Raw genomic sequence first — 19,419 nt, forward strand, 5'->3', positions numbered from 1 at the left:
GAAAATAATTTATATCGTTATCATAGCATACATTCATTTAGTTTGCAATCATAACAATTCTCCAAACAGATACAACCCTACATTCATTTACATGCCCAAATACTTGATGTACTCCCTTATAGGCATCAGTTCCATATTTAGTTTATTTTTCGTGTCTGCGGTTACTTCTCCGTATTTTTGCAATTCAAAACCTGCGCGTTCTACCTGCTTCAAATATTCCTCAACAACAGGACGCACCGCTTGTTCTTTGCTCTTTAGCAATTTACCGCAGTTTCGGTAAATTTCAAGACAGGGGTTGCAGGACGACATAACGGCCTTTAAGGTTTCGAAATTATTATTGCCTGGAAAGCCACAGTTGGAAATTACAACGAATTTCTGTGTTTTGGGCTTGGCATCTGCAAGATCAAAATTGTCAGTTTGCTGTACAATAAGCGGTGACTTCAATGGTGCCAGACGGTCAACAAAGGCTTTTAAGGCCGCTGTCATATTCCAGGTGTATACCGGGGTTGCAAAACAAACGATATCGGCTCGGTTATATTCTTGCAAAAGCTCTGTCATATCGTCAGAAAGCACACACTTACCGGGCGTTTGGAACCAACAGGTGAAGCAGCCTCTGCAAAAATCAAATTGCTTCTCTGCTAAAAAAACATTTTTGACCTCAGCGCCTGCTTGTTCTGCACCATTTAAAAAAGCCTTGCTGATTACATGGGTATTACTATTTTGTCCTGCGGGACTTCCGTTAAAAACAATGAATTTCATATACTATTTCTCCTTCTGCTTTTCTAAATAGTATCAAATTCTATCTGCAGCTTCAATCAACGATCCGTAGAGTTGAAAAATGAACTTCGTTAAACTGTGATACAGATTTATGTTAAAATTGGAGATTGGCATGCATCCCATAACAGGAACCATCGACATTGCCAAAAGTTACGGCATGACTGAGGAATCTTTCAATCGGCTTTTACACGTGTTGAGAAACCATAGCAAACAATCGCTGGCCACTGTGCCAGCCTTCTCTAACTCTGTTAGTGAGGGTTCTTAGTTGTATATGCTTTTGTTTAACTAGAGAAAAGTTTTTCTTTTATAATGGTTTCCTAAAGCTATGAGCGGTATTAGGGTTATCATAAAATGCAAGTTTTGCATCAACGAGCTTCAAGCTTTCCTGCATTTGTTCAATTTGCTGCGATATAAAAGCTCTATGGTTGATAAATATATTTTTTCTTTGCTCTACTGTTTCCTCACCAATCTGGCACAATTCCATATACTGCCTTATTTCCTTGATTTTCATTCCGGTGTTCTTCAGACAGCAGACCAGCTTAACCCACTCCAAATCTGATTCGGTGAATTCGCGGTTGCCAGCTTTATTTCTGGACAAAAAAGGAAAAAGTCCCTCTTTATCATAAAAGCGAATGGTGTGCTCCGATATTTGAAAATGCTTTGCTACGTCATGAATAGAATAAGCCATCTTGTTCCCTCCAAAAAATATTTTTAAAATGCCTTGACTTAGATATAACTCTAAGTGGTATTGTATATTTTATACTGCACTCCTTTACTTTTCAAGAGCTTCTCATTATAAAGAGAACCTATAAGAATGTAGCAGAATAAAAACTTGTACTTACCTCCAGCACAAGCCGAGGAATCGGCATTATGATTCCGTTTTTAGAAGCAGCCTAACAGCTATTTATTGAATCAGTTGTGGCCCATCTATGCAGTCCCAAAATGGCATGGATGACCAAGCAGCAAATCGAGTCCTTTTGGGGAGTGCTGTTGTAACATTATGAAAGGTGGAATAAGATAAATGGAAACCAGAACATGGGATAAACTTGGAGTAAAAACCGCACTGCTTGGCTTTGGATGCATGCGGTTTCCTATTACCTCCGAAGGTAAAATTGATGAGCCGCTGTCTACAAAAATGCTTGAAAAAGCTTATGCAGCAGGTGTGAACTACTATGACACAGCCTATATGTATCATAATGGAGATAGCGAAGCTTTTGTAGGCAACTGGCTGAATACGAAAGACAGGGATAACTATTTTCTTACCACCAATCTTCCTGTTGTTATGATTAACAGTCTAGAGCAAGCAAAGGCCATTTTTGAAGAGCAAAGAGAAAAACTGAATAAAGAGTATTTTGATTTCTATCTACTCCACGCTTTGAATAAGCACACTTTCAAAAAATCCGTAGAGCTTGGAATTGTGCAGTATTGTGAGGATCTGAAGGCGCAGGGAAAAATTAAACACCTTGGTTTTTCCTTTCATGATGATTACAATACCTTTGAAGAAATCTTGCAATACCGTAATTGGGACTTATGCCAGATCCAACTCAATTATACCGACACAGAGGAACAGGCCGGGCTTCGGGGATATACTTTAGCCGAAAAAGCAGGCATTCCTATTGTTGTTATGGAGCCGGTCAAGGGCGGTTCACTTGCCAATCTGCCGGAGACAGTCGCAGGCGAAATGACAAGCATGCATCCTGATTGGACGCTGTCCTCCTGGGCATACCGATGGGTCGGTAGCCTGCCAAATGTCAAGGTCATTTTAAGCGGTATGTCCACCATGGCACAGGTAGAAGATAATATAAAGACGTTTCAGCATTTTAAGCCTATCTCTTCTGAAGATCAGGGCATAATCGATCGTGCAGTTGAAAAAATCAGAGCAAGGGTAAAAAATAGCTGTACATTCTGCCGGTACTGCATGCCTTGCCCTGCAGGTGTTAATATCCCCGAAAATTTTGCCGCATGGAATGGATATGGCATGTATGAAAATCCCAACGACATATATTTCAAATGGGGAATTATGATTTCTGACGCTGAAAAGGCGAAAAACTGTGTCCATTGCGGTGCCTGTGAAAAAAAATGTCCTCAGAAAATCGCTATACGGGACAATCTCGCAACGCTACAAACAGAATTGGATACAATTTATCAAAACAGATAAATACGGTCGTTGTAAGAAAGTAAGTGTTTTTCAATTTAAATAGGGGGTATTGGGCTAATGTACTCCCTTAATAAATCGCTAGCGGACCATAAGGGCTCCTAATAATCTCAATTTTGGTTTCAAAAATATCAGTCAAAAGTTTCGGATTCATAATGTCATCCACTGTTCCAAAAGCAGCAACTTGTCCATCCTTCATTACACAAATCCGATCCGAGTATTTGGCCGCAAAATTGATATCATGTATAACGGCCAGGATTGTTCGTCCAAATTCATTAGCCACATGCCTCAAATGCTTCATCATTTGAACAGACCGCGCGACATCGAGATTATTTAAAGGCTCGTCCAAAAGTACATATTCCGTCTCTTGGCACAAAACCATTGCTACATATGCCCTTTGCCTTTGGCCGCCAGAAAGCTCATCTAAATACCTGTTTTCTAAATCAGTTAAATCTAAAAAATCGATATATTTAGAAATAATTAACTCATCAGCCTTTGTTAATCTGCCTTTGGAATGAGGGAACCGCCCAAACCCGGCTAGCTGCCTAACAGTCAGTCTCGTTACGAAATGGTTTTCTTGTCGTAAAATCGTTAAGATTTTTGCTAAATCTTCTGATTTAGATTCAGAAACATCCATATTGGCTACTTTTATTTGCCCTTCGTCCATATTCAAAAGCCTTCCAATCATTAAAAGTGCCGTAGACTTTCCAGCACCATTTGGCCCAATTAAAGAAGTTAGTCCGGCTTTGGGTATTTGAATATTTAAAGGTCCTATTTTCACCTCATCCGTATACATTTTTCTAGCATTAAGAATATTTATCATAAAGTTCCCTTTCTTAGCAGTACAATTAGAAATGCTATGCCGCCAAACAGTTCAATAATAACGGAAACAACACCTTGCGCTCTAAATACATGATACATAAAAAAGTACGATCCTGTTAATATCAAAAAACCTATCGCAAGAGTCATTGGAAAAACGTATCGGTGATCATAAGTCGGCGCAGCCTGATAAGTCATAGTAGCTACTAAAAATCCATAGAAAGTTAGTGGCCCGACCAAAGCGGTGGAAACTGACATCAGAACTGAAACCAATATAAGCGTATATATTACGCCAAACCGATGATTAACCCCCAAAGAGGTGCTAGCGCTCTTTCCAAGAGACAATACATTTAGTTTTTTAGAATAAGCAAGGATAAGTAATGCCGCAATAATCACAAGGGGAACGGCAACCGGAAAGTAAGCAGCATCTGCATTATTGACAGAGCCAAACAACCTCGCCTGCAAAATGTCAAATTCAGACGGTGCTAAAAGTCTTCTCATAAAGGACGACACGGATTTCAGACCGGTGCCCATAATGACCCCGACCAAAAGCATAAGTTGTAAATTTCCATATTTTCCAGAAAGAAGCCAGCCATAAAGTATCAAACACATCAGAACCATTGCGACAACTTGAAAAAGAAAGGGCCCAATGCCGCTAAATTTCAGGAATGCACTGGTACCGAAAAAAAACATCGCACTTGTATGTATTGTCGAGTATAAAGCTTCAAATCCTAAAAGAGAAGGCGTAATAATCCGGTTATTGGTGCTTGACTGGAAGGCGACAGTAGACAGGCTCTGGCAAACCGCAGCAATAACCATGGCAAAAAGAGCCACTGTCCTTCTTTTAACAACTGGGATAAAAGAAGGGGACCCTACAGAAACAGGATTGTTATAGACCAAAAGCCCATAAGAAGCAAGTGCGCCTAAAACAATCAAGGCTATCAGTAAAGTCCAATAGCGTTTCTCCTCTTTCTTCGTACGAAAAGCTCTGGCTGATCTGTTTTCATAATCAAGGTCGGTATTGCTCTTCACATTCTCCTTATTATATATAAATTCACTCATCTTCGCTTCCTTTGTTTTAATAAGATAACAATAAATATAACAGCGCCTACAGTTCCAAGTATCAAAGAAACGGGCACTTCAAAAGGCATTATAATGGTTCTGGAAAGGAGATCACAAAGAGTAATCGCCCCCATTCCTAATACACATACCCAAGGCAAGTTGCTCTTTAAGTCATCGCCTCTATACATTGAAACAATATTGGGCACAATTAAACCTAAAAATGGCAAGTTTCCGATTACAGCAGCAACAATACCAACTGCAACAGAAATAAGTCCGGTGCCCAAAAGAACAATTTTATTATAATTTACGCCAAGGCTTGTTGCTACATCCTCACCCAATCCTGCTAAAGTTAATCGATCCGCATAAATAAAAATAAAAATATTAACAATTACGATGAGCCATAAATATTCATAGCGTCCAATTTGAACTGGAGCAAAAGAACCTACAAACCAAGTTTCAATGCTTTGCGTCATTTGAAAAACAAGTCCAATAAAAGTAGAGATGGCGGAAATAACTGCTCCAAGCATCATTCCAATAACGGGGACAATTAATGACGAGCGAAGTTTAACCTTTCTTAAAAAGAAGAAGAAGATCATAGTTCCTATAAAAGAAAAAAGAATCGCGCCCGTCATTCTCAGCATTAAAGGAGGTGCAGGAAATATTAAATAAACAAAAACAAGTCCTAAACCCGCCCATTCAATCGTTCCTGTTGTGGTAGGCTCAACCATGCGATTCTGTGTAATCAGCTGTGTTACCAGCCCCGACATGGACATGGCTGCACCGGTAAGCATGAGTGCCGCAGTTCTTGGAACACGAGTGATAAAAAACATATTCCAGCCATCTTCTTGTCCGTGTATATCGTAAACTCCTGTAAACAGTGATACAATTCCTAAAACAGAAACAACAAACACTGCTACTATAAAGGGTTTTGTCCATATTTTATGTTGACTAAAAAGGTGGGGCTGAGAAACCTCAGCCCCTGTAATACTACGTGTCGTGCATTTTGGCATGTTAATATACATCCTTTATCCTATTTGGAAAAAGCACTTGCAATATCTTCAAACAACTCCAGATAGGTTTGTATGGATTCATTTGTGTAAGTATCATCTGGTGCGTAAACAATATGCTCTTTCGATATAGCGGTTATATTTTTCAGGGCAGGTGAATTATTGATAACATCCATGGCAGGGACTTTCTTTTCGTCAGAAGAGAAGGAAGCGTCGCGATCCAATACCATAATCCAATCAGGATTGCTTTGAGCAATAGCTTCCACAGAAATATCATCACCCTTATGATCAGAAGAAGTACCATCAATTTCTAATGCCGACTCCCATCCGAACATTTCATACATAGGTCCCCAAACACGTCCGGAATAAGGTGCTGAAAAACCAATTTCTCCGCCAGAGACCACGACGCTCATGATTTTGTCCGTTCCATTATAGGCATCTTTAGCTATTTGAATGGCCTTATCAAAATCATCATTCAGTTTCTGAGCCTCATCATTTTTGTCAAAAATTTTCCCCAAGGTAATAGTGGACTCCTTTAGACCGTTAACCAAACTGTCCCCAGATTTCCCTGCTTCCTCCGAAAGCTCGAAATTTAAGTCAACGACAGCCGCATTTGGAACCAGAGCTTTTATGTCTTCATAATAATCTGCAAATCTTTGCCCAACAATGACGAGCTCAGGGTCTACCGCCGCGATGACTTCCAGGTTGGGTTCACGGTGATCCCCAATATCTTGGACAGCAGCATCTAAGTAATATGGAGAATCTGGCGGCATTACGCCCTTAGGAACCGCTACCAATTCAACGCCCCAATTAGATAAGGTCTCAAATGTTCTATTATCCAAAGATACTACTTTTTGGGGATTGACAGGAACAGTAACAGTTCCATGAACATCTGTGATTTCAATGGTTGTGTCCTTCACGTCCCCACTTGTTTCGGAAGTAGAAGCATTCTTACTTGGATTTGAACAACCAGTTAGCATTAAAGCAAAAACTACGGTAAAAATAATTAATTTTGGTAAATAGAACTTTTTCATATGTATCCTCCTAAAGTGGTGTTTTAATAAGCAAATAATTAAATTGCCATGTTCCTATGGTAAGTTAGATAAGCGTTGTTACTATAAACGTTAAAAAATATACCTCCCCCTTTCTACTTTTATGAACTTAATGTGAAATCGCACATCGGTTAGCAATAACTAACTAATGTGTAAAAAATAAGAGATCAGCCTACAGCTGATCTCTTATCCAACATACTTTCGCATATCCTCCGAGACGGAATCTATTTTATGAGATTCATTATAACTCACTGTCCTTTTTATGTCAATAAATTATAAAACCTGCTATAAAAGTCTTGCCTTTTATAGCAAGTTTTATTGCCCATAGAACAAACCGTTCTGTTCTATTGTAGCATAGGGTTTCTTAGTTCAGAGCTTCCACACGCACTGCAATGGATGCGGCTTCTGCTCTTGTCATTCCAGCCTTAGGTGCCAAGGTATCTGCTGATTTTCCTTGCAAAAGTCCCTTAGAAACAGCCCAAGACAGGTTCTCATATGCATAGCTTGAGATTTCGTCTCTATCTGAAAATTGATTGACATCACTTCTGCTGGAGGTATCATACCCCTTCAAGACATTGCATCTATAAATCAATGCGATCATCTCTTCTCTGGTAATGTCCTTTTCTGGTGATAAATTGTTGTCTCCGGTACCACTGACAATGCCGTTTTGAGATGCCCATGCAATAGCATCCTTATAGGCATTGTCAGAAGAAACATCCTGGAACAGGTTTTCTGCTCCGTTACCTTCTGTTTTTTCACCATAAAGCACATACAAAATTCGGATGGCTTCTTCTCTGGTTAACGTCTTATTTGGTGCAAATTCTGTTTTTGTCACCCCTTGAATCAAGCCCTTTTCAATAGCATTCGAAATGGCGTCATGTGCCCAATGCTCCTTAATATCATTAAAGTCCCCGGTGGAAGCTTTCACCGTTTCAACCACAATCGCAATCTCATCCGTAGGCTTCAAATTCTCAAGTTCCTCCACAGGCCCTACAGATACACCGTTCACAAGAACATCTGTTACAACATAGCCTTTCTCTGCAACGATTTTTGCAGATTTGCCATCGTTACTGATGGATACCTTGCTGCCATCTGACCCTTTAACACTAGGTGCTGTGGTTTCTTTTTTTGTTGTGTCGGTTTTAGATTTGGAAGATTTACTGCCGGAACTGCCCCCAGATGTTTTTTTGTTGGATATTGCTGTAGTTAATTCATTGACTACCGTGTTAAATTCCGCTACAGTTATTTCTTCCGCGTTTTCTAATGTTGCTTTTGCCTTGCTCAGCTTTTCTTGCAAGTTTGCATAGTTTTCTTCCGTATATTGGCTGGCGGAAGAACTTTCTGCAGTTGTAATTAAGCTTTCCAGCGTTTCAAGCGCAATAACTTTTTCCCCTTTAATTTTTCCGCTTGCGACTAACTCTGCCTTTACTGCATTTTTCTGAACAACAAATACAGCATCGGTTGAAATTCCATAAAACGCATTTGTTCCCAATTTAGATAATGCAGCAGACTGAATCACGATTTTCTTTAATGCCGTGCAATCAAAGAAGGTATTCTTTCCAATATAAGTTACACTTTCGGGAAGCACAATTTTTTCAAGAGCTACGCAACCTTCAAAGATTCCCTTGAAATCCTCTTCCGCATCCGTGGTCAATGTCGCACCCAAGGATAGAATGCCATTGCCAAAAATAACTTCATTTAAGGCAGAGCAGCCGTAGAATGCACCATTTTCCAGTTCCGTCAAACCATCTGATAAGATAACCTTTTCAATTTTTGCGCAGCCATAGAATGCAGACGCACCAATCGTATCAACATTTTTTAGATTCGCTACAAAGCCTGTAGTTTCATCTCCCTGGACTTTGATTGCCGTAAGTGATTCGCAATTGTAGAATGCTTCTTCCCCAATCTCCGTAATGGTGGTTGGCAGCGTAATTTCCTCTAATAATCTTCCTCTGAAGAACATTCCTTTACCGATATGTGTCAGCTGAGAGCCCTCTTCAAAGGTAACTGTCTTCAACCCGTAATTCCAAGCGAAAACATAATCGTGAACAGTCTCTAAGGATGCAGGCAGTGTCAGCACCTCCAGCTTCGCATTATCCGAAATTGCTCCGTTTTCCAGTTCTTTTAAGGTACTGCCCTCTGCAAAAATAACGGAAGTTAAATTTGCATTGCTGGAAATGGCGTTCACCCCAATTTTCTCAATGGTATTTGGAATGGTGATGCTTGTTATGTCAGCATTTCCATGGAAGGCACTTGTAGCAATGGTCTTTACCGTATACCGATAACCATTGTGGATTACCTGGCTTGGAATAACCACATCACCTGCGATACCGGTTAAGGTACTGCCATTTCCAACCTGTATCGTCCCGTTTTCTCCATTATCCGGGTCAGCCAAAACAACATAAGAAATGCCGTCCTTTGTGAATGCAGCTTCTTTAATATCGTCCTCTAATAACGTGTTGTCTACTGTAATATTAGATTCCGAAACACCTTTTTCCACCAACTTGCTCTTCACCGCCTCTGTTGCCACATAGTATTGTGCGGACTTTAAGGAATTAAAGGCAGCACCCAGTTCAATGGTCTCGCTTGTTGTTGCTGTAGAACGAATTTTGATGGTCGTTAAGTTTCCAGGCAAAGCCGAAGCACCAAAAGAAACAACACTCTTAGGGATTTCTATTTCTTCCAAGGCATCACAGCTGTAGAATAAGTAATCGGCCAAACTGGTAAGTCTTGCCGAAAGCTTAACGCTTTCCAAATTTACGCATTTATAAAATGCCATTTTGCCGATGGCGGTTACATCATCATGCATGGTCACGGCGGTCAGCTTCGCCATTTGGTTCATCGCATTTGTTCCGATGGTGGTTACATCGGTGCCCAAAGCCAGTGTTTTGAGTTCCTGATTTTTATAAAACGCATAATCAGTAATGGTTTTTACCGTATCCGGTACGGAATAACTATTCCCTTCTTTTGCGGCAGGATATTGCAACAGAATCATCTTTGCTGCATTCATCAATACCCCGTCTACACTGCTATATGTGCTGCTTCCGGCAGCAACCTGAATGGAGGTTAAGCTATTGCAATCGTAAAAAGCCTGTGTTCCAATAGATTTAATCGTAGCCGGCAGTTCTACAACAGAAACCTTTGTGGTTGCAAAAGCACTGTCTCCAATGGATTCCAAACTGGAGCCGAACGTAACTGTTTTTAAATACTTGCAGTTTTTAAACGCATTGTTGCCAATGGTTTTTACTGTAGAAGGCAGCTGAATTGCCAATAAAGATGTGCAATACCCAAACGCATCTGCACCGATGGACTGTAGCTGACTTCCTTCTTCAAAGGTTACCGTAGTTAAACTACTGCAATCGGAAAATGCTTTATCTTGAATAGTGACGACGGATTTAGGAATGGCTATCGTTTTTAAATTACTTCCCTCACCCAATGCATCGGCAAAAGCAGAGGCACCAATTGAAGTTACCGTATATTTTTGACCGGTTAAGGACTCTATTACTTCTTCCGGAATAGTCATGTTTGCGGTTAAAGTAAAGCCTCCAAAGCTACCATTCCCTACCTGAACAGTACCGTTTTGCTCCCCTTTAGGGTCCGTAAGCACTTTATAGTAAATGCCATCTGTAACGAAGTTATCAATCTCGGGGATAGGATCATGTCCCTTTGAGGTAATCTTGTCCCCAGAGATTCCCAGCGTACTCACCATAACCCCTTTAATCGCATCTGTCTCAACGGTATATTGAGTAGTGCTTGGCACACTGTTAAATGCGCTGGCATCGAAGTCCAGTTCCATAGACAGCATTGTAACGGATTCCAAGTTCTCACAGCCGCTTAAAATATTGTCATCAATATAGGTTACACTAGCAGGAATGGTAAGACTGGTTAATGCTGTGCACTTATAGAACAGGTAATCCGGAACACTTGTCAGCTTTTCGGATAATATCACTGTTTTCAGCTTGGTGCAATTTTGGAATGCTAACCGTCCAATGGTTTCCACATTCTTCCCAAAGGTAACCTTTTTTAAAGAGCTGGCATTAGAAAATGCAAACATCCCAACAGCGGTTACATTGTCTGTAAGAGTAATTTCCTCTAGGTTTGCTGCGCTGGCAAACGCATAGGCATCAATGGTTTGTACAGATTCCGGTGTTATGTATTTCTCGTCATCCTTGCTTGCTGGATATGCAATCAACTGTGTTTTAGCTTTGTTAAACAGAATGCCATCTGTACTGCTGTAGTCCGCATTGTCACCAGAAACGGTGATGGATTTCAATTTTTTGCATTCATGAAGGGCATCTTTTCCAATGGAGGTAGTCGAAGCAGGAATATAAATATTTTTAATCTGTGTGCTGGAGAAAGCTGATTCGCCCAAGTATTCCAAGTTAGAATCTGCGGTTTCCAATCCCATCGTTTTCAAAACAGCACAATTTTGAAAAGCAGAGTTTTCAATTCTCACAATGGATGAAGGAATGTTAATGCTTTCTAACTGTTCACAGAAATGAAAAGCCTGTTTCCCAATGCTCTCCAATTCACTGTTATTTTCAAAAGTGACTGTCTTTAAAGAGCCATTTGACCAAAAGGCTTTCTCTCCAATATCAGTTACCTTTGCAGGAATAGTGATATCTGTTAACGCACCGCAGCTATTGAATGCGTCCTTTTGAATTGTGGTTAAACTTGCTGGAAGCTCCACCGAGGTGAGCTGTTCGCAAAGGCTAAACGCCTGCTCCGGAATTTCTTCAATGCCATCAGGCAAAGTGATACTTTCCAGGCTTGAACCTGCAAAGCAGGATACTCCCAGTGTTCTAACAGAATCAGGAAGTGAAAGGGACGTCATTGTCACACTGTAAAAAGCCATGTCCCCAAGGGTCGTGATGGTAGAAGGCAGTGTAACAGAGGTAACCTCCTCGTTCCTCATAAAGGCCTTGTTTCCAATTGTTGTTACGGTATAAGTTTCGCCCTCATATTCTATAGTGGCCGGAATGGTGATACTGCCGGATAATCCGGAGAGTGCTTCACTGCCAGTACCAACCTGAACCGTTTTATCTTCTTCAGATAACACCTTATACGTAATAGACTCTTTCTCAAAAGTAGTACCCACAGATAACTGTAGTGCCATGATAGCCTGCATGAGCGGGGCATTTATCTCTGGCTCAATCAGAATTTCTGGATCCTCTAAAACAGGTTTCTCTTGAATGATTTCATCTTGGATGATTTCATCATTTGCAGCCTCATCCTCTGTAATATTTTCCTCTTTTTCTTGGGAATCTACTGCTTCCGGCTGTGTGCCTTGATCGTCTGTTTCATTGTTGCCATCATCGATGCCGTTTGTTTCATCTCCGCTATCCGTAACGTCCTGTGTTTCCGTTGATTCAAGGTCATCTCCCTTGTCTTCCCCATCAACAGTTTCAGAAATCGCTTCGTCATTTGCATTGCTCTCAGAATCTCCGACATTTTCATTTGATTCTATGGCATTTGCCTGCGTTGCATCGGTAGAGTCCACATCCGCTGCACTTACAACTGAAATAGAGTTTACTGATAATGCAGAGATTATCATCGCTGCAATCAATTGCTTTCGTTTCATTTTAAACCATCCTTCCTGAATAGATTTGATTTTAAATAGTTCGTAAATAATCAAAACGAACTATTACATGCTTTAGTGTTAGCTATGGCTAACTAAATATGCTTTAGATGGGTTAGCCATAGCTAACCCATCTAAAGCATATTCTAATTGTTCTTTCGTCACATGTCAACATAATTTTACAAAAATCTGCTAATTTATACACGGGTCATTAAACTTCCTCTTCTAGTACAATCAAAAAGACATACATTCCCTTAGCAGAAAAAGTATGTCTTAATTTTTTACCCAGCTATATCAAGATATTATTTAATTTTTAAGTTGAAATTTTAACGATCACCTATCAGACAGCTGCTCCTAATTGGTTTACTCCTTTGATAGCAAAAGCAGCTTTTTCGCCGTGTTGGCATTTCTAATTGTTACTTTGTTATTCACAGAAGAACTTGCGATTTTATACCACCTCGTCTTTGATAATGTGGCTCTTGGTGCAGACCAAAAAATCACATTCTTGTAATAACCAACTTGTTCGTATTCCGGTTTAGCTTCTCCCACGGCATTATATACTTCTTCCATAGTAACAGGTGGAATAAGAAAGATGGCTTGGTGTATCACTTCTTGATCAGAATTTATATCCCACCATTCGGGGGCATTATCCAAAGCTTGCAATAATTCTTGTTGAGAAATAATTACCACAGGAACATCCAGCATAAAGCTTTTCTCTATCATGGCTTTACATCTGCTGCTTATTTCACTTGCATCATTGTTATCACTGGAAAAAAGCACATTCCCACTATTGATGTAGGTACGAACATTTAAAAAGCCTATATCTTCAAAGGCCTCTTTTAACAAGGGCATTGATATTTTGTTTTTACCGCTAATGTTTATGCCACGCAAAAGAGCAATGTATTTTTTCAACCCAAAGTACCTCCTAAATCTAATATCATCGCTTATTCCCAAGGATTAATAAAAAATTCCACCGGCTTATCTAGGAGTTCTTTTGTAGACTCTCGAAACCACAGCGGGTAGCTATAAATCCTGTCACTTGCCACTATAGCAAATAAATTCGCATGAAGAGACTCCTTACGTCGATCACAATCGCAAATAACATATTTCCCTGTTAGTACGGATTTAAGTTTAAAGCTCTTTGCAGCAGACCCAAAAGCCTCGAGATAAAATCTGCTGTCTTTGTCAAAGTCATCTTCTCCATCAAAGAACAGCTGCCCTGCATTTGTATACCCTTTCTCTGCAAATGTACTTTTACTACCGCTTACCCTCAAATACTTTTTATTACAGCAAAGCTGAAAAGAATAGGTGTTGTCCGGGTACCTGGTCTTTTTTATGTGATGGTAGGGCATCAGCTCCTTACTGGAGGACATTCTGCTGTCTAAAAAAGCAACATTAGCTGCTCTATAAAATACCTCTTCACTCACACCCATCATATCTTTATTCATACCGCCACTTAAGGGCTGTATCCACTTATGTTGACGCTCTTCCTCAAATATGCCGCGACGAGATTTATAGGAATAAATTTCATAAACTTGGCAGGACATAGAGACATCTTGTTCTTCCCCATGTTCCTTTGACAAATAATTAGAGACATCTATATTTCGTGCGTCTGCCATTTCATAAAAAGTACGCTCTAATTCTTTGCTTCGTTGAGCAGTTTCGGCAAAAACCCAGATAGGCGTATATTCATAAACATTGGACAAGACATGGAAACTCTTATCTTCTAAAGATTTTCCCCATAGTTTTAAGACGTCTACCATATCGCTATATTTAATCATACCAGCTAAGAGTCCGGCTTGTCCCCCATAGCAATAGGATCGTATTTCTGTATTTGTAAGAACTGTCTTTTGTTTTTCTGTTAAGGCAGTTGATGAAGAAGCCGATACAAAAGAACAGGTCGCATCAACAGCCGCTTTTAATTCATTGCTGCTTAATTTTTCACTGGAATTATAGATAGCGGTGACTTGGATAAACCCTCCTATAGTGGCCTCTTTAATAATATGCGTGCCATAGGCTTTAAAGATTTTATGGGGTTCTATACTGCTGTCATTTAAACTTTCCAAAACTGCTGGATCAATAATAGATTTCCACTTCGTTTCATTTCTATATGCAGGCTTTAATGTGTGTTTTTTTGTGTTAACAGACACAATCCCACTGTAGTATTTAGCTGTTCTTTTCAAGGTTTTACTTTCTCCATACTTAGCAGAAAGTTTCCCCGAAAAAAAGGGAATCTTTTTCCCTGGCTCTATAGAAGCATTTACATCTAGGTCTGTGAAGCATTCCAAAAAAGAATCTCTCTCAACAGAGAGGGTTACTCCCTCTTCTATAGCAAAACTATCAATAACGCCGTCCTTCCCATAGGCACTATCTAAAAAAATAGTTCCTTTAAGTTGTGAGGTATTAGGCCCCGAAGCATTAATAATATCAATGCCATACCCAATATATGTATTCCCGCCATCATTTAACTGAGCGCCAAGCCCGATTTTATTGTTCTTCTCCATATCTCTGCCTCCTTCATACAAACCCTTTAATAATTCTAACTTGTCATAGTATATTAAACTTGTAATTTCCAGCCACCCTGTCGAATACGGTGTTTCTCACGCAACGAGATTCAATCTAAGTATACCATACCCACCCAGAAAATTCCACTTCTAACCATATTCGATAAATTTAGACAAAACGATCTGCGTCCCAACGGGAACGGCAAGCAAAAGGAATAGACGGAACAGACAGCATGAAAAAAACAGAGTGTACCGTTCAATACACTCCGTTTTTCATTAGCTTTATTGTTGAGTCATAGATTAGATTATTATAAGGTGTTAACATCTTTGAACAAACTTTGTATGAAAGTGGTTGTCACAAAATCTTTATGCCTTTGTAAAAAGCTCTTTGAAAAAGGGTCAATTTTAAGTGACTTTGCAATCAAATCTTTCTGCAAAAAAGGAAACCACGTAATCGAAAGAGAGTACATTAAAATGCTGTCACTGTCTTGGCTGACTATTATACCTCGATTACGTGCCAGCTCTATCAGGTCTTTGCCCTGTTCTACTATAGCTAAAAAGTTATCTATGGATAAAAGGAAACCGTTGTTGTCAAGGGCTTCTCTACAAATCAATTGAACATATGTCGGTCGTAGAAAAATAAAGTCAATATGGGTGCAAAGCAGTTCCCTTACGCGCCCCACAATATCGTCACTCTCTAATAAATCCCTACGCTTAACAAATTCTCTTTCGTCATCAATTAAACGCAGCAACACCGCTTTATATAACGTAGGTTTATTCTTAAAATAATAAGTAGGTGTAGCTCTTGACAAGTTGGCATACTCACCAATTTCTGCAAGACTCGTATTGTTAAATCCTTTCGTTGCAAATAGCTGTTCTGCGGCGTCTAATATTTTGTTTTTTGATCTCTCGGCATCTCGCATGACCTCTTCCCTCATCTCTTATCCTCCCGCAAGAATAGGTAGAATGGTACAGAAAATGATAGCCCTATGCAAAAGTTACCCACAAAAGGTATCCACCAGAATTTAATGTCTTTTTTCTTATGGTCAACAAAAATGAATGCTAACCAAGCCAACCAGGTAATGATAAAATCAGCAGCAAAAAATTTTGAGATTGGTGTAGAGAGCCATTCACTAACAAAAAGTGATAAATTTAGGCCATTTACAAGCAACCACGGCACAAAAATAGCAAATGGGATGATGGTTCCAAGAACAGAGAATCCTAAAAAAAATTTCTTCATCAAGCATCCTTCCTTATAACAAATTAACTTGTTATTCAACAAGTTAATTTATTATACTTGTCCTAAAGCCCAAAGTCAATCTATTATATGAAAAAAGCCAATCCATATGGATTAGCTTTTACTTGTGTCATTTGGTCAATATAGATGCAACCGGAGCTAAGACTTCCCTTAATCTAAAACAAATTATAGAAGTCCTATATAAAATTCATCTATCCTGCTAAAAATGAGATATTACTATATTATTTTGTAAGCGAATTTTTAAATAACGTTCTAAAAAGTAACCTGATTAATGGCCCAGCAAAAAATATTTGAAAACAAAGAGCCATTGGAAAATTGATTACGGTTGTTTGAAGCCATACAGCAATAAATTCCTTCCCTGCATTTTTAAACAAAAGCGTTACTATTAAACTCATCGTTGGACACATTAAACATACAATCATCGAGGAGATTGCTAAAAGAATAAAAATAGGGGGATCGTTAGGTTTTACAATTCGAAATGCAAGAAAAGTCGATAATTTATCAATTACAACTATTTCTATTATAAATGCAATTGGTACTAAAATAATTAGCTCGTGAAAACCCTCTAAAAAAACTGAATTGGCCATTCCACCAATATTCAACGAAACATTGTAGCAAACCATGGTGTACACCATGACGACTACCATCATAAAGGTAAAAATAACTTGTTGATACTTTGTTTTGGGCATAAAAAAATCTCCTTAAATGAAATATTTAACACAAGTACGTGTTGTTCGTTAATCATTCAGGAGAATGTACGTTTCCAATTTACCATACTATATTGTTTAAATTGTATCATATATAAGGTTTATCTGTCAATATCCTGAACACTTACAAGACTTGCCCCCTAGATTAATTTATTTATAACAGAATAAGTGAAAATTCGCATCCATGGGTCCCTGCTATACACGACACTTTTTATTCTGGGAGCAAGTAGCTATATGCAATAATAGTTGCCTATTGTGAAATATCCAGTTTTTGAAAGTATTTATAGGACTTGCCTAACAAATAAGGCAGCAACATGAAACTAATAATAGTTCCCTCTCGAACATAAAACGGTACATGGACTGATATAACCAAAATCAGTATAATCAAGAAGAAAATCAAATCAATTGAAAATCGCACTGTAGAAAGCTCCTTGTGCAATAGGTTGTTTAAGGTTATGCAAAAGCCTTCCATCGGAAACTTTATAATTCCAATTGCAAGCAAAATTCCTAATGTGACTGACGAAAGCAACAGCCCGATAATAAATAGAGCTAATTTTAAAAAGTACTCATTCAATACCATTGAATGCAGCACAAAATAGACAAAAAAGTTGACAATAAAACCATTTAGCAATATTACAATTATTTGCACGAAATCAGATGTGTTTACTTTAAACTTGCGCATAATTATATTCGTACACCAAAAAAATCCATTAATCATGTTTAAAATGGTTCCTATTTTTATATCTAGTACATCGGCCAAAGTAAGGGATAAAGCATTGAACATGCTCTGGCCAACATTCGACTTAACTTGTAAGGAAATCCCAAATCCAAACAATATGAATAAGATAAGCGACACTGAAACTCTTTTTATTTTTATAGACATTTTTTTACCTCCAGATATATAATACAAGAAAGTAAATAGAAAAAATATGATAAATCTCACAGTGAAAGGATTATGCTATGATTGAATTGCCGTCTCAACTATATGCTCTAGGGAAACCCAAAGTTTTTTCTAAAGGCACACATATTTATCATACACAACAGGCTGTTACTCAATGTTACTACATTATTAGCGGTATCGTTAAGGTATATATTGATCATCGCAACGGAAAAAGATCTGCATTGGATTTTTTTAATGGCGGTGATTGGCTTGGGGAGATATCAATTTTTATTCACGAAGATACCATAAAAGAAAACCAAGTTTTAGAAGAAGTTCATTGTTTAGAGTTTGATTTGAACATGCTGCAAGAGTATTGTAATTCATCATCTAACATATCATTCTATTTTGCCACATATATGGCAAACAAGTTATTAGACAGAAGCTACAGAATGAGTGAATACATGAATTATTCTTTGGCTGAAAAATTGGCTCAATTTATAATACGATATGAAAAAAACGGAATTTACTCCATTTCCCATACAGATGCATCTGAGTATTTAAATGTTAGTTATAGACATGTTTTATACATCATTAAAAAATTTTGCGATCAAGGAATACTCAAGAAGGAAAAACACTATAGGATTACAGACTATACCCAACTCGAGGAGTATGTAGACTGTCATGGCAGCAGTGAATAAGCTTATCCTGTAAACTTACTAAATCATTGTTCTAAGGTTAGTTGTAAGAAATAAAAACAAAAAAGTCACCTAAATTAATAGGTGACTTTTTAATTAATGTGTCATAATTCCATATCCATGATACTTAAAAATTCTAATATTCTATCACAGGGCATGGCTTTGCCTTTTACAAATTGATGAAAGATATTTTCACTTGCTCCCAAAACGATACCGACAACTTCCATATCTTTATTTAGTAAAGCGCCACCACTGCTTCCTTGGGATATCTTTGCTGAATGCTCAATAACAGGATATTGATTTAAACCAGCTATATCTCCAAATGGAACCGGATTTTTACTTGTAATTTTCCCCGTAGTTATACTATTTCTGCTGCCTTCATGAGGATTTCCGATTGCCGCCACGGGTTCCTTGTATTTAAACCCTGATGCAATGGATAACACTGCATATTCCTTTTTAGAATAAAAGCTGATAACCGCAAGATCGTAAGTGTCATTATAATATTCAAGAAGCGCTTGGGGGAATTGTTCGTAATATCCTTTTAGACCCATATTAACACCGGCTTCATTATATGTCGGCTGGTCATATCCCAAAGCAATGATTTTTATCTTTTTTTGATCAGGCTCTAATCCATGCAAAGCCGTCAGCACATAATATTTTTCGGCATCCTTTTTAAAAATCACGCCGCTTTGTCCTGCGGAAAAGGAGGTTGAGCCAGCCTCCTCTGTTATATTGATTAACAAAATATTAGCGGAAATGGCCTTATTGTTAATCGCTTCTACGAACTCTACGTCATTTCTGCCGAAGTTAAATATAGCATACACCATTACACCCAGTATCACAGCCGCACATATTATTGCACTAATATATTTTCTTTTCATTATTATCCACTATCATTTTAACTCCATTTATCTATTTGCCATAA

At 38.6% G+C, this 19,419-nt stretch carries 17 protein-coding genes; 3 read left to right on the top strand and 14 right to left on the bottom strand.

Annotated features, from left to right (window positions below):
* Positions 1-87: 87 nt before the first annotated feature.
* Positions 88-759, bottom strand: coding sequence for a flavodoxin family protein (locus Ami103574_RS10350; RefSeq protein WP_163066941.1), 672 nt, complete (start codon positions 757-759; stop codon positions 88-90).
* Between the two features lie 130 nt (positions 760-889).
* Here Ami103574_RS10350 and Ami103574_RS10355 point away from each other — a divergent pair, with 130 nt between their 5' ends.
* Positions 890-1,042 (top strand): hypothetical protein, encoded by a 153-nt coding sequence (locus tag Ami103574_RS10355; RefSeq protein WP_163066942.1) that lies wholly within the window; start codon positions 890-892, stop codon positions 1,040-1,042.
* A gap of 39 nt (positions 1,043-1,081) precedes the next feature.
* Here the strand turns inward: Ami103574_RS10355 and Ami103574_RS10360 are convergent, their stop codons facing one another.
* Entirely contained in the window at positions 1,082-1,465 is a 384-nt protein-coding gene (locus tag Ami103574_RS10360; protein WP_163066943.1) for a MerR family transcriptional regulator, read from the bottom strand.
* Between the two features lie 333 nt (positions 1,466-1,798).
* On the opposite strand from Ami103574_RS10360, the gene Ami103574_RS10365 reads away from it, so the two are divergent.
* Positions 1,799-2,935 (top strand): aldo/keto reductase, encoded by a 1,137-nt coding sequence (locus tag Ami103574_RS10365; protein ID WP_163066944.1) that lies wholly within the window; start codon positions 1,799-1,801, stop codon positions 2,933-2,935.
* Positions 2,936-3,002: 67 nt separating this feature from the next.
* Here the strand turns inward: Ami103574_RS10365 and Ami103574_RS10370 are convergent, their stop codons facing one another.
* The 11 genes from Ami103574_RS10370 to Ami103574_RS10420 all read right to left on the bottom strand — a co-directional run bounded on the left by Ami103574_RS10370 (position 3,003) and on the right by Ami103574_RS10420 (position 17,802).
* Positions 3,003-3,755, bottom strand: a complete 753-nt coding sequence (locus Ami103574_RS10370; protein ID WP_163066945.1) for an iron ABC transporter ATP-binding protein — start codon at positions 3,753-3,755, stop codon at positions 3,003-3,005.
* On the bottom strand, positions 3,752-4,813 hold the full coding sequence (locus tag Ami103574_RS10375; RefSeq protein WP_163066946.1) for an iron chelate uptake ABC transporter family permease subunit: 1,062 nt from the start codon (positions 4,811-4,813) through the stop codon (positions 3,752-3,754). The genes Ami103574_RS10370 and Ami103574_RS10375 overlap by 4 nt, the downstream gene beginning before the upstream one ends.
* On the bottom strand, positions 4,810-5,823 hold the full coding sequence (locus Ami103574_RS10380) for an ABC transporter permease (RefSeq protein WP_163066947.1): 1,014 nt from the start codon (positions 5,821-5,823) through the stop codon (positions 4,810-4,812). Before Ami103574_RS10380 ends, Ami103574_RS10375 begins: the two co-directional genes overlap by 4 nt.
* A gap of 20 nt (positions 5,824-5,843) precedes the next feature.
* Positions 5,844-6,854 carry a siderophore ABC transporter substrate-binding protein gene (locus Ami103574_RS10385; RefSeq protein ID WP_163066948.1) on the bottom strand — a complete coding sequence of 337 codons (1,011 nt, stop codon included), beginning with the start codon at positions 6,852-6,854 and terminating at the stop codon, positions 5,844-5,846.
* A gap of 382 nt (positions 6,855-7,236) precedes the next feature.
* Positions 7,237-12,453 (bottom strand): leucine-rich repeat protein, encoded by a 5,217-nt coding sequence (locus Ami103574_RS10390; RefSeq protein WP_163066949.1) that lies wholly within the window; start codon positions 12,451-12,453, stop codon positions 7,237-7,239.
* A 360-nt stretch (positions 12,454-12,813) separates the two neighbouring features.
* A complete protein-coding gene (locus Ami103574_RS10395; protein WP_163066950.1) occupies positions 12,814-13,362 on the bottom strand; it encodes a DUF1697 domain-containing protein in 549 nt (182 codons plus the stop codon).
* Positions 13,363-13,394: 32 nt separating this feature from the next.
* Entirely contained in the window at positions 13,395-14,954 is a 1,560-nt protein-coding gene (locus Ami103574_RS10400) for an MAC/perforin domain-containing protein (RefSeq protein WP_163066951.1), read from the bottom strand.
* 308 nt (positions 14,955-15,262) lie between these two features.
* On the bottom strand, positions 15,263-15,892 hold the full coding sequence (locus tag Ami103574_RS10405; protein ID WP_163066952.1) for a TetR/AcrR family transcriptional regulator: 630 nt from the start codon (positions 15,890-15,892) through the stop codon (positions 15,263-15,265).
* Complete coding sequence (locus tag Ami103574_RS10410) at positions 15,889-16,194, bottom strand: DUF2834 domain-containing protein (RefSeq protein WP_163066953.1); 306 nt, start codon at positions 16,192-16,194, stop codon at positions 15,889-15,891. Before Ami103574_RS10410 ends, Ami103574_RS10405 begins: the two co-directional genes overlap by 4 nt.
* Before the next feature lie 239 nt (positions 16,195-16,433).
* Positions 16,434-16,901: a DUF2798 domain-containing protein gene (locus Ami103574_RS10415; protein WP_163066954.1), complete on the bottom strand. Its 468-nt coding sequence runs from the start codon at positions 16,899-16,901 to the stop codon at positions 16,434-16,436.
* Positions 16,902-17,169: 268 nt separating this feature from the next.
* Positions 17,170-17,802: a hypothetical protein gene (locus Ami103574_RS10420; protein ID WP_163066955.1), complete on the bottom strand. Its 633-nt coding sequence runs from the start codon at positions 17,800-17,802 to the stop codon at positions 17,170-17,172.
* A gap of 77 nt (positions 17,803-17,879) precedes the next feature.
* Between Ami103574_RS10420 and Ami103574_RS10425 the strand changes: the two genes are divergently transcribed.
* Positions 17,880-18,497, top strand: a complete 618-nt coding sequence (locus Ami103574_RS10425; RefSeq protein ID WP_163066956.1) for a cyclic nucleotide-binding domain-containing protein — start codon at positions 17,880-17,882, stop codon at positions 18,495-18,497.
* Positions 18,498-18,598: 101 nt separating this feature from the next.
* On the opposite strand, the gene Ami103574_RS10430 is transcribed toward Ami103574_RS10425, so the two are convergent.
* Complete coding sequence (locus tag Ami103574_RS10430) at positions 18,599-19,375, bottom strand: S1 family peptidase (RefSeq protein ID WP_163066957.1); 777 nt, start codon at positions 19,373-19,375, stop codon at positions 18,599-18,601.
* Between the last annotated feature and the right edge of the window lie 44 nt (positions 19,376-19,419).

The organism is Aminipila butyrica, from assembly GCF_010669305.1.
In the GTDB taxonomy this organism is placed as follows: domain Bacteria; phylum Bacillota; class Clostridia; order Peptostreptococcales; family Anaerovoracaceae; genus Aminipila; species Aminipila butyrica.

What these genes read in the sequence shown, in the direction of transcription:
- Ami103574_RS10390 (WP_163066949.1), bottom strand. Translation starts at nt 12,453, where the DNA reads ATGAAACGAAAGCAATTGATTGCAGCGATGATAATCTCTGCATTATCA.
- Ami103574_RS10420 (WP_163066955.1), bottom strand. Translation starts at nt 17,802, where the DNA reads ATGTCTATAAAAATAAAAAGAGTTTCAGTGTCGCTTATCTTATTCATA.
- Ami103574_RS10360 (WP_163066943.1), bottom strand. Translation starts at nt 1,465, where the DNA reads ATGGCTTATTCTATTCATGACGTAGCAAAGCATTTTCAAATATCGGAG.
- Ami103574_RS10415 (WP_163066954.1), bottom strand. Translation starts at nt 16,901, where the DNA reads ATGCCCAAAACAAAGTATCAACAAGTTATTTTTACCTTTATGATGGTA.
- Ami103574_RS10425 (WP_163066956.1), top strand. Translation starts at nt 17,880, where the DNA reads ATGATTGAATTGCCGTCTCAACTATATGCTCTAGGGAAACCCAAAGTT.
- Ami103574_RS10365 (WP_163066944.1), top strand. Translation starts at nt 1,799, where the DNA reads ATGGAAACCAGAACATGGGATAAACTTGGAGTAAAAACCGCACTGCTT.
- Ami103574_RS10380 (WP_163066947.1), bottom strand. Translation starts at nt 5,823, where the DNA reads ATGCCAAAATGCACGACACGTAGTATTACAGGGGCTGAGGTTTCTCAG.
- Ami103574_RS10355 (WP_163066942.1), top strand. Translation starts at nt 890, where the DNA reads ATGCATCCCATAACAGGAACCATCGACATTGCCAAAAGTTACGGCATG.
- Ami103574_RS10385 (WP_163066948.1), bottom strand. Translation starts at nt 6,854, where the DNA reads ATGAAAAAGTTCTATTTACCAAAATTAATTATTTTTACCGTAGTTTTT.
- Ami103574_RS10375 (WP_163066946.1), bottom strand. Translation starts at nt 4,813, where the DNA reads ATGAGTGAATTTATATATAATAAGGAGAATGTGAAGAGCAATACCGAC.
- Ami103574_RS10430 (WP_163066957.1), bottom strand. Translation starts at nt 19,375, where the DNA reads ATGAAAAGAAAATATATTAGTGCAATAATATGTGCGGCTGTGATACTG.
- Ami103574_RS10350 (WP_163066941.1), bottom strand. Translation starts at nt 759, where the DNA reads ATGAAATTCATTGTTTTTAACGGAAGTCCCGCAGGACAAAATAGTAAT.
- Ami103574_RS10410 (WP_163066953.1), bottom strand. Translation starts at nt 16,194, where the DNA reads ATGAAGAAATTTTTTTTAGGATTCTCTGTTCTTGGAACCATCATCCCA.
- Ami103574_RS10400 (WP_163066951.1), bottom strand. Translation starts at nt 14,954, where the DNA reads ATGGAGAAGAACAATAAAATCGGGCTTGGCGCTCAGTTAAATGATGGC.
- Ami103574_RS10405 (WP_163066952.1), bottom strand. Translation starts at nt 15,892, where the DNA reads ATGAGGGAAGAGGTCATGCGAGATGCCGAGAGATCAAAAAACAAAATA.
- Ami103574_RS10370 (WP_163066945.1), bottom strand. Translation starts at nt 3,755, where the DNA reads ATGATAAATATTCTTAATGCTAGAAAAATGTATACGGATGAGGTGAAA.